At 63.4% G+C, this 13,592-nt stretch carries 8 protein-coding genes; 2 read left to right on the top strand and 6 right to left on the bottom strand.

The genetic code is table 11. From position 1 onward, the window contains the following. From B3D39_RS13430 to B3D39_RS13405, 6 genes are all read right to left on the bottom strand, one after another. Window positions 1–1,079 (bottom strand): alpha-D-glucose phosphate-specific phosphoglucomutase (locus B3D39_RS13430; protein WP_286789788.1); only part of this gene is annotated, 1,079 nt, incomplete at its 3' end. Continuing rightward, window positions 1,076–3,094 carry a glycogen debranching protein GlgX gene (gene glgX / locus B3D39_RS13425; protein WP_274962141.1) on the bottom strand — a complete coding sequence of 673 codons (2,019 nt, stop codon included), beginning with the start codon at window positions 3,092–3,094 and terminating at the stop codon, window positions 1,076–1,078. The genes B3D39_RS13430 and glgX, both read right to left, overlap by 4 nt. After that, entirely contained in the window at window positions 3,091–4,512 is a 1,422-nt protein-coding gene (gene glgA / locus B3D39_RS13420) for a glycogen synthase GlgA (protein ID WP_286789787.1), read from the bottom strand. The genes glgX and glgA overlap by 4 nt, the downstream gene beginning before the upstream one ends. A gap of 58 nt (window positions 4,513–4,570) precedes the next feature. Continuing rightward, window positions 4,571–5,842: a glucose-1-phosphate adenylyltransferase gene (glgC, locus tag B3D39_RS13415; protein ID WP_083076818.1), complete on the bottom strand. Its 1,272-nt coding sequence runs from the start codon at window positions 5,840–5,842 to the stop codon at window positions 4,571–4,573. Window positions 5,843–5,868: 26 nt separating this feature from the next. Beyond that, the gene (gene glgB, locus B3D39_RS13410; RefSeq protein ID WP_274962143.1) at window positions 5,869–8,013 is read right to left on the bottom strand and encodes a 1,4-alpha-glucan branching protein GlgB; all 2,145 of its coding nucleotides are present in this window, start codon (window positions 8,011–8,013) and stop codon (window positions 5,869–5,871) included. 13 nt (window positions 8,014–8,026) lie between these two features. Then, entirely contained in the window at window positions 8,027–10,423 is a 2,397-nt protein-coding gene (locus tag B3D39_RS13405; RefSeq protein WP_274962144.1) for a glycogen/starch/alpha-glucan phosphorylase, read from the bottom strand. Window positions 10,424–10,589: 166 nt separating this feature from the next. Between B3D39_RS13405 and B3D39_RS13400 the strand changes: the two genes are divergently transcribed. Both B3D39_RS13400 and B3D39_RS13395 read left to right on the top strand, forming a co-directional pair. Next, window positions 10,590–12,176 (top strand): alpha-amylase family glycosyl hydrolase, encoded by a 1,587-nt coding sequence (locus B3D39_RS13400; RefSeq protein WP_078605373.1) that lies wholly within the window; start codon window positions 10,590–10,592, stop codon window positions 12,174–12,176. Window positions 12,177–12,427: 251 nt separating this feature from the next. Then, a partial coding sequence (locus B3D39_RS13395) for a lysylphosphatidylglycerol synthase domain-containing protein (protein WP_286789786.1) occupies window positions 12,428–13,592 on the top strand: 1,165 nt, incomplete at its 3' end.

Here is a 13,592-nt window from a genome sequence, read left to right as displayed (position 1 = left end):
CCGCAGAGGGTGATGCGGCCGGCATCGAGCAGGTTGCCGAAGAACTTCCAGCCCGTCGGCGTCTCGTAGCAATCGAGGCCAAGCGCCTCGGCCACCCGATCCGCCGCCGCAGAGGTCGGCATCGAGCGCGCGACGCCCTTCAACCCGTCCTTGTAGCCCGGCACGAGATGCGCATTTGCGGCCAGCACAGCGAGGCTGTCCGACGGCGAGACATAGGTGCCCGCGCCCAGGATCATGTTCCGGTCGCCATCGCCATCCGAGGCCGCGCCGAAATCCGGGGCGTTTTCGCCCATCATCTCGTCCATCAGCTCATGCGCCCAGGTCGGGTTCGGATCGGGATGCATGCCGCCGAAATCCGGCAGAGGCGTGCCATGCGTGACGGTCCCTGCGGGTGCGCCAAGGCGGTTCTCGAAAATCTCCACTGCGTAAGGTCCGGTGATGGCGCACATCGAGTCCATCCGCATCCGAAAGCCCGATTTAAAGACGTCCTGCAAGGCATTGAAATCAAATATCGTTTCCATCAGGTCGGCATAGGCGCTCACCGGGTCGACGACTTCGACGGTCATCTCTCCGAGCGGAGTCTCGCCTAGGCTGTCCAGATCGGGATCTGCCGCATCGAGCAAGTGATATTCGCTGATCTCCTGCGTGCGCTTATGGATCGCGGAGGTAATCGATTCCGGCGCGGGGCCACCATTGGCGGAGTTGTATTTGACGCCGAAATCCTCGTCCGGGCCGCCCGGATTGTGACTGGCCGAGAGGATGATCCCGCCATCCGCCTGGCGCTGCCGGATCAGGTTCGACGCCGCGGGCGTGGAGAGCCACGCACCCTGCCCCACAATCACCCGCGCAGCCCCGTTGGCGGCGGCCATTTTCAGGATCGTGCTTGCCGCTTCGCGTCCGAAATACCGTCCGTCCCCGCCAAGAACCAAGGTCTTGCCGCGAACACCGCCGATCGCGTCGAAGGTCGATTGCACGAAATTCTCGAGGTAGCTTGGCTGCATGAAAACGCGGGTTTTCTTGCGCAGCCCCGAGGTGCCGGGTTTCTGGCCGTCGATGGGCTGGGTCGCGTGGCGGGTCATGATTTCTCCTGCACTGTGGCGCGGGTAAAGACTTGAACGGATTGTGCGGCAAGGCAAGCCTCGGGGGCGTCGATTTGTTCCGCTTCTCGTTCCGGCAAGGCAGAATCGAGCGTGCGAGTCCATCTTCCGGGCGGCAATGTGATGTGCTGTTCGGGCCCTGCATTGAGGATCACATAGACCGCTTCGAATCCGGCCTCGCCTGCGGGACCTTCGGCGGCGCCGCGAATTTCGACGCCGATGCAGCGCAGTTCGGGATCGTTCCAGTCATGCGGCTCGGGCTCTTCGCCAGAGGCAAGCCGCCAGATCAGATCGCGCATCCCGTCCTGCTTGCGGATCAGCGAGTGCAGATAGCGGTTTTGCCGCAGGACTCGGTGATCTTTTCGTATCTGGATCAGATGCTTGACGAAGGTTTTTAAAGTGTCGTCGGGTGCGGTCCAATCGACCCAGCCGATCTCGTTATCCTGCGCATAGGCGTTGTTATTGCCGCCCTGCGAATTGCCGATCTCGTCGCCCGCCAGCAGCATCGGCACGCCTTGGCTCATCAGCAGCGTCGCAAGCAGCGCACGTTTGCGCAGGGCCTGTGCCTCGACGCTCTCCAGCGCTTCCGAGAAATTCGCGTCGTGGCCGTCGCGGTTTTCCTCACCATTCGCGAGGTTCTGCTTTTCGCCATAGGAAACAAGGTCTTGCAGCGTGAAGCCGTCATGGGCAGTGATGAAATTCACCGAAGCCGTCGCGGGCCGCCCCTTCTGGTCGAAGATTTCCGCCGAGCCTGCCACGCGCCGCGCCAGATCGCCCGCCATGCCCCGGTCGCCGCGCCAGAACCGCCGCGCATCGTCGCGGAAACGGTCGTTCCATTCGGTGAACGGATGCGGGAAGCCACCGAGGTAATAGCCGCCTGGACCGATATCCCAGGGCTCCGCGATCAGCTTAACCCTTCGCAGCACCGGATCCTGCTCGATCGCGGTGAGAAATTGCGCATGCGCCTCAACCGCTCCCGAGGTGCCGCGCGCCAGCGTCGCCGCCAGATCGAAGCGGAAGCCATCGACGCCCATCTCCTCGACCCAATGGCGGAGGCAATCCATCACCAGCCGCAGACAGAGCGGGTTCGACAGGTCCAGTGTGTTGCCGGTGCCGGTCTCGTCGATATAGGCGCCGTCGGGCGTCAGGCGGTAATAACTCGCATTGTCGATCCCGCGCAGGCTGAGCATCGGCCCGATCGCATTGCCCTCGCCCGTGTGGTTGTAGACGACGTCTAGGATCACTTCGATCCCGGCGTCATGGAAGCGCCGCACCATCTCGCGGAATTCGCCGCGCGGATCGGCGCCGGAATAGCGCGGCTCGGGCGCGAAATTGGCGATGGGCTGATAGCCCCAGTAATTGCTCAAGCCCTTCTCGACGAGGAAGCGATCATCGAGATAGGCGCAGCTCGGCAGCAGTTCGATCGCGGTGATCCCGAGATCGGTGAGATGCGACAGGATCGGATCGGAGGCGAGCCCCGCCCAGGTGCCGCGCAAGGCTTCGGGCACGTCCGGATGGGTCATCGTCAGCCCCTTGGGATGGGCCTCGTAGATCACTGTCTCGGACCAGCTATGTTGCGGGCGATCCCATTCGGGTCGCGCGATCTCGGCCACGACGGATTTCGGTGTGACGCTTGCGCTATTGCGCCGGTCGGGTTTGGATTTCCCATATTGCATAGGGGCTTGCCAGCTGATCTTCGAGTCGATCTCGCGTGCATAGGGGTCGATCAGAAGCTTCGCCGGGTTGAACCGATGCCCCGCTTCGGGTGCCCAAGGCCCATGCACCCGGTAGCCATAACGCGCCCCCGGTTTGAGCCCCGCAACGAAGCCGTGCCATGTCGGCCCGGTGCGCCCCGGCAGGTCGATCCGCTGCTCGCCAGATTTGGTAAACAGGCACAGCTCCACTCGCTCGGCATGAGCCGAGGCCAGCGCGAAGTTCACGCCGCCCTCGCAGGGCGTGGCGCCCAGCGGGTCCGCTTTGCCGGGAGTAATCTTCATCGGGCGAGAAGCGCGTCATAAAGCGCGGCGTAGCGTGCGGCCGATCCGTCCCAGCCCCAATCGGTCTTCATTGCCTGGCGCTGCATCGCGGCCCAGCCCTTGCGATCGGCATAGAGCGCGATCAGCTTCATCAGCGCCTGCCGCAACGCGAGATCGTCGACAGGATGGAAGACGATCCCGGTCGATGCGCCTGCAGCCTCGGTCGCGGGCGTCGCGCCCACCACCGTATCGGCGAGACCACCGACGGCGGAGACCACCGGCAGGCACCCATAGCGCAGCCCGTAGAGCTGGGTCAGGCCACAGGGCTCGAAGCGCGAGGGCACCAGCACCGCATCGCCACCTGCATACATCCGATGGCTTAGCGCCTCGTCATAGCCGATCTTCACGCCGACCCGGTCGGGGTGACGCGCGGCAAGGTCGCGCATCGCATCTTCCGCCCAGCCATCGCCCGATCCCAGCACCGCGAGACCACCGCCCGCCTCCAGATAGGGCCCAAGCGCCGGAGCGAGCAAATCGATGCCCTTCTGCGGGGTCAGGCGCGAGATCAGGATCGCCAGCGGTCCCGGCACATCGAGATCAAATTCGGTCTCCAAGGCTTTGCGGTTCTTCGTTTTTCCGCCGGGTTTGGCCGCGGAGAAAGAGGTTACTTCCGGATCGGTCTCGGGGTTCCAGACCTCCAGATCGATGCCGTTGAGAATCCCGTGCAGATCGCCCGCGCGCGCCTGAATGACACCTTCCAGCCCCATGCCGAACTCGCCGCGCATCAACTCGTCTGCATAGCGCGGGCTGACCGTGGTGATCGCGCTCGCCGCAACCAGCCCGGCTTTCAGCGTCGAGATATCGCCCCAGAATTCCACACCCTCGCGGGTGAAATCCCAGGTCTGCAGCCCGAGCGCCGCCAGCTTGTCGCGGCCGAACCGACCCTGAAACGCGATGTTGTGGATCGTCATCACCGTCGGAATGCCGGTGCCGCGCAGATACCACGGCACGAGCCCGGTCTGCCAATCGTGGCAATGCACCAGATCGGGCTGCCATCTGCCTGCACCCTCGCGCGCGATCTCGGCTGCGACGAAACTGAGCGCTGCGAAGCGTTCGGCATTGTCGGGATAGTCGCGCCCGTCTTCCGAATACGGCCCCCCGTCCCGGTCGAACAGATGGTCGGCCTGCAGCGCCAGCACCTCCATCCCGCCCGCCTTGCCCAGCACCAGCCGCGCCGGGCCGCCATAGAGGCTCTCGCTTTCCCATACCGGTTTCGGTGATTTCAGCTTTTTCAGAATCCCGCGATAGGCCGGGATCATCACCCGCATCTCCCAGCCCTGCCCTTTGAGCGCGGCGGGCAATGCGCCCCCCACATCGGCCAGACCGCCCGTCTTGATCAGCGGAACCGCTTCTGACGCAACCGAGAGCACGCGTTTCATGTCTTCGCTCTTTCCAAATATCCCGGGGTGCGGGGCAGCGCCCCGCTCTCTGTCCCCGTTAGTCCAATGCCGCCGCGCGTTTGTCGAGCATCGTCTGCGTGATCAGCACGACGCCGCCTTCCGACCGGCGGAACCACTTCTCGTCCTCCTCCGGGTCTTCGCCCACGACGAGCCCTTCGGGAATATGCACGCCGCGGTCGATCACGCATTGGCTCAGCCGCGCATGGCGTCCGATATCGACGTAAGGCAGCACGACGGCCTCTTCCAGGCTCGCGAAACTATGCGCGCGCACGCCTGTATAGAGCAGCGAATTGCGCACCTCCGCGCCCGAGACGATGCAGTCGCCCGAGACCAGCGAGGAGATTGCCGAGCCGCGTCTGCCATCCTCGTCATGGATGAATTTCGCGGGCGGCACGATCTCGGCATAGGTCCAGATCGGCCATTCGGTGTCGTAGAGGTCGAGCTTCGGCGTGAAATCGGTCAGGTCGATATTGGCCTGCCAGAAGGCATCTACCGTGCCCACATCGCGCCAGTAAGGTTCGGTCTCCAGCCCCGTCGTCACGCAGCTATCCGAGAACTTATGCGCCATCGCCTTGCCGTGTTTGACGATCTGCGGGATCAGGTCATGGCCGAAATCATGGGACGAATTCGGGTCTTCCATGTCGCGGATCAGCAATTCGCGCAGGAATTGCCAGTCGAAGACATAGATCCCCATCGAGGCCAGCGCATGATCGGGATCGCCGGGCATTCCGGGCGGATCAGCGGGCTTTTCGAGGAAGTCGGTGATCTGTCCGGTCTTGTCGATGGCCATCACGCCAAAGGCGGTCGCCTCCATCCGCGGCACGGTCAGACAGCCGATCGTGACATCGGCCTTGGTGTCGACATGCTGGCGCAGCATCACCTCGTAATCCATCTTGTAGATGTGGTCACCGGCGAGGATAATGACGTATTTCACGCCGTAATCTTCAATGATATCAATGTTCTGCGCCACCGCGTCGGCGGTGCCTGCATACCAGCGGCTATCGGCCACGCGTTGGCTCGCGGGCAGGATGTCGAGATATTCGTTCCGCTCAGCGCGGAAGAAGTCCCAGCCGCGCTGGATGTGGCGGATCAGCGAATGCGCCTTGTATTGCGTGGCGATCGCCATCTTGCGGATGCCGGAATTGAGCGCGTTCGACAGGGCGAAATCGATGATCCGGGTCTTGCCGCCGAAATAGACGGCGGGTTTCGCGCGCCGGTCGGTCAGTTCCTTCAGGCGGCTCCCCCGGCCGCCCGCCAGCACGAAGGCCATGGCCTGCGCGCTCAGGCGCGTGTTGGGCTGTGGTTTCATATTCCTCCCCCTCCTCTGGGCATCGCTTATGCGGGCGTGAACATCACGACCGAGAGCGGCGGCAGATACACCTCTGCGCTATGGGCGCAGCGGCCCTGCGCGTGATCTTCGGCGCGGATCGCACCGAGATTGCCGCGGTTCTCGCCGCCGTAGAAACCGGAATCCGTGTTGAGTATCTCGCACCATTCGCCGTCCAGCGGCAGGCCGATGCGGTAGCTGTGCTCGACCGGGGTCAGGTTCGCGACCACCACGACCGGATCGGACCCGGGCGCGCGGCGCTCGAAGATGAAGACCGAAGCCTCGGAATCGTCGGCGGCGATCCACTCGAACCCCTCCGGCTCGCAATCGCCCCAATGCAGCGCGGGCGTCTCGCGGTAGAGCCGGTTGAGATCGCGCACCAGCGCACGCAGCCCGTCATGGCGCGGATCGTCGAGCAGATACCAGTCCAGTTCGCGCTCATGGCTCCATTCCGACCATTGGCCGAATTCCTGCCCCATGAACAAAAGCTTCTTGCCCGGATGCGCCCATTGGAACGCGTAGAAGGCGCGCAGATTGGCATATTTCTCGGGGTCGTTGCCGGGCATCTTGCCCAGCATCGAGCCCTTGCCGTGCACCACCTCGTCATGGCTGATCGGCAGGATGAAATTCTCGCTGTAAATGTACGAGCTCGCGAAGGTCAGCTCGTTATGGTGGAACTTGCGATAGAGCGGATCGCGCGCGAAATAGCGCAAGCTGTCGTTCATCCAGCCCATGTTCCACTTGTAGCCGAAGCCCAACCCGTCCTCATGCACGGGGCGCGTGACACCGGGATAGGCGGTGCTTTCCTCCGCCACCGTCATGATGCCTTCCGCGCCGCCATAAGAGGCCGCGTTCATGTTCTGCAGGAACTCGATCGCCTCGAGGTTCTCGCGCCCGCCATATTTGTTGGGCACCCATTCGCCGGCCGCGCGCGAGTAGTCGCGGTAGAGCATCGAGGCCACGGCATCCACGCGCAGCCCGTCGAGGTGATATTCCTCAAGCCAGAACAGCGCGTTGGCCAGCAGGTAGTTGGACACTTCCCGTCGCCCGTAATTGTAGATCAGCGTGTTCCAGTCCTGATGGAAGCCCTCTTTCGGGTCGGCATGCTCATAAAGCGCCGTCCCGTCGAAATGTCGCAACCCGTGATCGTCGGTCGGGAAATGCCCGGGCACCCAGTCGAGGATTACACCAAGACCCCGCCGATGCGCCGCGTCCACGAATTCCGCGAATTCCTCGGGGCGGCCGTAGCGGATCGTCGGCGCGTAAAGCCCGATCGGCTGATAGCCCCAGGAGCCATCGAACGGATGCTCGGTAATGGGAAGCAGCTCGATATGGGTGAAGCCCATGTCGCAGACGTAATCGACCAGTTTCTCGGCCAGTTCGTGATAGGAGAGCGGCCTGCCCCCCTCGTCCCAGATCCGCATCCAGGAGCCCAGATGCACCTCGTAGACCGAGATCGGCGCGTGGCGTTCCTGCGCCTCGGCGCGCGTCTGACACCACGCACTGTCGCCAAAGCTATGCCGCCCGAGCTTGCGCACGACCGAGGCCTGCGCGGGCGGATGCTCTGCACCGAAGCCGACCGGGTCGGCCTTCAGCGGCAGCACCGTGCCTTCGGTGTCGAGCAACTCGTATTTGTAGAGCGCACCTGCATGGATGCCGGGGACGAAAATCTCCCACACGCCGGACGCGCCGATCCGGCGCATCTGGTGGCGACGACCGTCCCAGAAGTTGAAATCGCCCACGACCGAGACGCGGCGCGCATTGGGCGCCCAGACTGCGAAATGCACGCCTTCGACGTCCTGATGGGTGATCACATGGGCGCCGAGCTTCTCCCAGAGCCGCGTATGCGTCCCCTCCCCGATCAGATATTCGTCGATCGCGCCCAACACCGGCCCGAAGCCGTAAGGGTCGTCGAAATCCCACGTCGTCTGCTCGTGCTTGGCGCGCAGACGGTAGGTTTTCTCGGTCCATTTGCCTTTGAAGATCCCCGGCACGACGGGCTCCAGCGCGACCTCTGTCTTGCCAAGCGCCCAGACCTCTTCTGCGCCGGGCACAAGCGCCACGATTTCCCCGTCATGCAGCCCCAGCAGGGAAAACGGATCAGGATGTTGCGCGTGGATGAGCGCTTCGGCCTCGTCGCGGGAAAGTGTCATAGCGCTCCTTGGTTCACAGGGCCGATTGCGTGGTCCAGATCTCGTCCATGTAGCCCTTGATCGCCCGGTCGGAGGAGAAGAACCCCATCCGCGCGGTGTTCAAAACAGCCATCTTCGCCCAGCCTGCGCGATCGGCGAAGGCCGTGTCCACCTCTTTCTGGGCCGCCGCGTAGGCCTCGAAATCGGAAGCGACGAGGAAATAATCGCTATGCCACATATTATGAACAAGATCGTGATAGCGTTCTGGTTCCTCAGGAGAAAACCGTCCCTCGGCGATCATCTGCAGCACGTCCTGCAAAGGCTGGCTTGCAAGGATAGCGTGGCGCGCATGTTCGGGATCGCGGCGGCGCTCCATCACCTCGTCGGCGGTCATGCCGAAGAGGAAGAAGTTCTCCGCGCCCACCTGTTCACGAATTTCCACATTCGCGCCATCGAGCGTGCCGATTGTCAGCGCGCCGTTCAATGCGAATTTCATGTTGCCAGTGCCGGAGGCTTCCTTGCCCGCGGTGGAAATCTGCTCTGACAGGTCCGCTGCCGGGATCAGCCGCTCGGCCATGGAGACGTTGTAATTGGGCGGATAGACGATCTTCAGGCGCCCATCGACGTAAGGATCGTTGTTGACCACCTCTGCCACGTCATTGATCAGCCGGATGATCTGCTTCGCGGTGTGATAGCCGGGCGCCGCCTTGCCGCCGAAGATCTTCACGCGCGGCTGGAACTCGGCCTGCGGGTTCTCGCGGATCGCGTGCCATTCGGCGATGGTCTGCAGGATGTTGAGCAGCTGACGCTTGTATTCGTGGATACGCTTGACCTGAATGTCGAAGATTGCATCGGGGTCGAGGGTGATCCCTTGGGTGTCGCGCACCCAATCCGCCAGATGCACCTTGTTGCGCCGTTTCGCGGCCATGAAAGCCTCGCGGAAACTCGCATCCTCGGCATAGGGCTCCAGTGCGCGCAGCTTGTCGAGATCGGCCTCCCATCCATCGCCGATCGTATCGATGATCAGATGCGACAGCTCTCCATTGGCCATGCGCAGCCAGCGGCGCGGCGTGATCCCGTTGGTCTGGTTGATGATGCGCCCCGGATGGAGACGATCCAGTTCCGGGAACAGGTTGCGCTTGATCAGCTCGGTATGGAGCGCAGAGACCCCGTTCACCTTATGCGAGGTGATGAAAGCCAGCTCGCCCATCCGCACTTCCTGATGCTTCACGATGCCCACATAATGCGCGCGTTTGGGGAATTTGCGGCGGTGCCAGCTGTCGATCTTCTCGATGATCTGCATATGGCGCGGCAGCACGGTGCCCATCAAATAGGTCGCCCAACGCTCCAGCGCCTCAGGCAACAGCGTGTGGTTCGTGTAGCCCAGACATTGCATCGTGATCTCGAGCGCGGCGTCGAACTCCATGTCATGCAGATCGGTTAGGATACGGATCAGCTCCGGCCCCGCGATCGCCGGATGCGTGTCGTTCATCTGGATCGCGACGAAGTCCGGCAGTTCCTCGATCGTGTGCCCGGCGGCCAGATGGCGGCGCATGATGTCCTGCAGCGCGGCGGAGGTCAGGAAATACTCCTGCTTGAGGCGCAATTCCTTGCCCGCATAGGTCGTGTCATCGGGATAAAGCACGCGGGATAGCGTGCGCGCGAGCGCCTCGGGTTCGGCTGCGGCGGCGTAATCGCCATGATTGAACCGCGCGAGGTCAAACTGCTCGGTGGGCTTGGCCGACCAGAGCCGCAGCGTGTTCGCCCATTTGCCCTCCCAGCCGATGATCGGCATGTCATAGGCTTCGGCCAGCACCGTCTCGCCTGGCACCCAATGCGGCTTGCCGTCCAGCGTTTCGACATGGCCCTTGAAGCCGATCTCATAGGCGGCTTCGGGCCGTTCGAATTCCCACGGGTGGCGCTGCTTGAGCCAATCCTCCGGCGTCTCGACCTGACGCCCGCCCTCGAAGCGCTGCTTGAAGAGGCCGTGTTCATAGCGGATGCCGTAGCCATATCCGGGGCAGCCCAGCGTCGCCATGCTCTCCATGTAGCAGGCGGCCAACCGCCCTAGCCCACCATTGCCGAGCGCCGCGTCGGGCTCGTTCTCGACCACGGCTTCCCAGTCCTGACCAAGCGCTTCCATCGCCTCGCGGCAGGTGGCGCGCAACCCGAGGTTGATCGCGGCATCCTCGAGCATCCGCCCGATCAGGAATTCCATCGAGAGGTAGTAGACCCGCTTGCGTCCCTCTTCCCATGTCCGCCGGGTCGCTGCGAACCACGGCGCCACGCCCCGGTCGCGGATCGCCAGAGACAGCGCCATGCGCCAATCATAAACCGAGGCATGGTCGGGATCCTTGCCCATCGAAAAAGTGATGTGGTGCAGAATTTCTTCGCGAACTGTCTCGGCACTGGGCAATTGGGTGTCTTTCAAGGGGGAGGTCTCCGGAACGCGTCAGATAGCAATTGATTGATGTGCCGCCCCCTGCTCAAGGTCAAGCGAAGGCGCAGAAACGCCCTGAGCGGCGGTTGCCGTTTGCGCTAACAAGTCTACCCTTGCCGCGATAACGGGCAACAGGAAACTGAAAGAGGAGCGATTCATGGCGAAGGATTGGTGGCGCGGGGCGGTTATCTACCAGATTTATCCGCGCAGCTTTCAAGACGACTCGGGCGACGGGATCGGCGATCTGAAGGGGATCACGCGCAGGCTCGATCATGTCGCCTCGCTGGGCGTCGATGCGATCTGGCTGTCGCCGATCTTCACCTCGCCGATGGCGGATATGGGCTATGACGTTTCCGACTATCGCGGCATCGATCCGCAATTCGGCACGCTGGAGGATTTCGACGCGCTGGTGGCGCGCGCCCATGAGCTGGGTCTGAAAGTCGTGATCGATCAGGTGATCTCGCACAGCTCCGATCAGCATCCGTGGTTCAAGGACGCCAAGAAAGGCGGAGCCAAGAAGGATTGGTATGTCTGGGCCGATCCCAAGCCCGATGGCAGCCCGCCCAACAACTGGCAGGCGGTGTTCGGCGGCTCGTCCTGGGAATACGCCCCCGAGCGCGGCCAGTATTACCTGCACAACTTCCTGATCGAGCAGCCCGACCTGAACCTGCACAATCCCGAGGTTCAGGACGAATTGCTCGACGTGTTCCGCTTCTGGCTGGATCGCGGTGTCGATGGCTTCCGCCTCGATACGGTGAACTACTACTTCCACGACCCGAAACTGCGCGACAATCCGGCGATGGACCCCGATCCCGAACGCTGGCCGCCGGTCTCGACCTACGACATGCAGGATCACGAGTTCGACAAGAACCGTCCCGAAAACGTCCCCTTCCTCAAGAAGATGCGCGCGGTGATGGACGACTACGAGGCGCGCACGCTGATCGGTGAAGTCGGCGAAGCGCCCCATCGCGCGCTCGGCATCATGGAAGAATACACCCGCGGCGATGACCGTCTGCACATGGCCTACAGCTTCGACATGCTGGGCCCGAAATTCACGCCCGCGCATTTCCGCGGCAAGATCGAGGGCTTCTTCAAGGGCGCGCCCGACGGCTGGCCGAGCTGGTCCTTCTCGAACCACGATGTGCAGCGCCATGTGACCCGCTGGGCGAAATACGGCACCGAGGACAGCATCGCGCGGCTGGCGATTGCGATGCTCGCGTCCTTCCAGGGCACGATCGGCATCTATCAGGGCGAGGAGCTCGGCCAGACCGAGACCGAGATGGAATATCACGAGCTGACCGACCCGCCCGGCCTGCGCTTCTGGCCCGAGAACAAGGGCCGCGACGGTTGCCGCACGCCGATGGTCTGGGACGAGAGCACGAATGCGGGCTTCTCCAAGGCCAAGCCGTGGCTGCCGGTAAAGCCGCCGCAAGCGGCCCGCGCCGTGGCACTGGAAGAGGCCGATGAGGGCTCGGTGCTCGCCTATTACCGCAACGTTCTGGCTTTCCGGAAGGAAAACCCGGTGCTGCGCGAGGGCACGTCGAAATTCCTCGACCTGCCCGATCCGGTGCTCGGCTTCATCCGCGACGATGGCGCGATGAAATTCTCCTGCTACTTTAACCTCGGCCCCGATCCGGTGACGCTCGAGGCGGATGGCGAGCTTATCGGCCCCTGCCTTGCCGCAACGCTGGAGGGCGGCACGCTGTCGCTCGGCCCGAATGGCGCGGCCTGGGTGAAGCTCTGAGGCGCTAAAGACGACCCAAAGACGCGGCGGCCGGGTCCGGATTTAAACCTGCCGCCGCCTCACGGACCCATGACGGCGTCGGGAGCGTTTGCTCTCGGCGCCGCGTGTGTTTCTGTTTTCTTTCTCTAGTAAGTCGCGCGGTCTCGGCCAATAAGGTGCGTTCGGGACGATTTCTTACGGAATTTTAAGAAGGCCATAAATTCCTTCTGCGATTGTCCCGCCAGAGATAGGAAAAAACGTGGAAATATAAGATGGCTCTCGCTGATCCGGCGCAACCTGCCCCACCCCAGTCGCGTGTGAAGATTCTCTGGCCGATTGCGCTCGGGCTCGTGCTGTTCCTGATGGGGCTTTGGGCGCTGCATCATCTGCTCGCCAGCATCGACGTGCATCAGGTGATCGCGCAGATCAAGGCGACGCCGTGGCCCACGCTCGGTGCGGCTTTGGGGGCGACGTCGCTGGGCTATCTGGCGCTGGTGGGCTACGATTTCTGGGCGCTCCACTACCTTGGCAAACAGCTGCCGCCGCGCACCGTCGCGCTTGGCGGGTTTCTAGGCTACGCCTTCGGCAACACGGTCGGGATCAGCGTGATCTCGGGCGGGGCCGTGCGCTACCGCATCTATTCCGCCGCTGGTCTGAACGCCTTCGAGGTCGCGGCGCTGTCGTCCTATATCGCGCTGGCGATGGGGCTCGGGCTGACGATGGTGGGCGCTCTGGCGCTCTGCGTGCATCCGGCAGCCCTTGCAGGCGTCATTTCGGCGCCCGAGCCCGTGATCCGTATCGGGGCCTTGGCCGCGACGGCTCTTATTCTTGGCGGGGCGTTCTACCTTTCTTATACCGGGCGCGCCCTGCGTATCCGCGACCGCGAAATCGCAATGCCCGTGCCGCGCATCCTGATCGGCCAGCTCGGCGTGGCGCTGTTCGACTCGACCATGGCCGCGGGCGCGCTTTGGGTGCTGATGCCCGCAGGCACCCCGCCATTTGCGAGTTTCGTCGCGATCTACGCCGCCGCCAGCATGGTCGGCATCCTCAGCCACGTGCCCGGCGGCGTCGGCGTGTTCGAGACGGTGGTGATCGCTGCCCTGCCCGCGGGCGTGCCCCTGGGCGAGGCGGCTGCGGGCCTTCTGGCCTTCCGGATGATCTATTTCCTGCTGCCCTTCGTGATCGCCTTCGTCGTGGTCTCGCTGAACGAGGCGCGGCTCGCCGGCGGTTGGGCCACGCGCGTCTTCGGCGAAATCTCCGAACCGATGCGCCCAGTGATCAGCGGCATCGAGGGGCTCGCCCCCCGGATCGCCGGGGTCGCGGTGCTGGGCCTCGGCTTCTGGATGGTGATCGTCGCGCTGATGCCGGTACTGGGTCGTCAGGGAGGAGAGCCGGGGCTGATCACCGCGATGCTGGCAGAGGGCGGCACGCAGCTCT

This window comes from Thioclava sp. UBA3469 (assembly GCF_002378135.1).
Classification (GTDB): domain Bacteria; phylum Pseudomonadota; class Alphaproteobacteria; order Rhodobacterales; family Rhodobacteraceae; genus Thioclava; species Thioclava sediminum.
Note: the sequence above shows the minus strand (reverse complement) of the source record. Positions and strands in the feature narration are given on the sequence as shown.

Coding starts and splice junctions, on each gene's coding strand:
- glgB (WP_274962143.1), bottom strand. CDS start 8,013: ATGACACTTTCCCGCGACGAGGCCGAAGCGCTCATCCACGCGCAACAT.
- glgC (WP_083076818.1), bottom strand. CDS start 5,842: ATGAAACCACAGCCCAACACGCGCCTGAGCGCGCAGGCCATGGCCTTC.
- B3D39_RS13400 (WP_078605373.1), top strand. CDS start 10,590: ATGGCGAAGGATTGGTGGCGCGGGGCGGTTATCTACCAGATTTATCCG.
- glgX (WP_274962141.1), bottom strand. CDS start 3,094: ATGAAGATTACTCCCGGCAAAGCGGACCCGCTGGGCGCCACGCCCTGC.
- glgA (WP_286789787.1), bottom strand. CDS start 4,512: ATGAAACGCGTGCTCTCGGTTGCGTCAGAAGCGGTTCCGCTGATCAAG.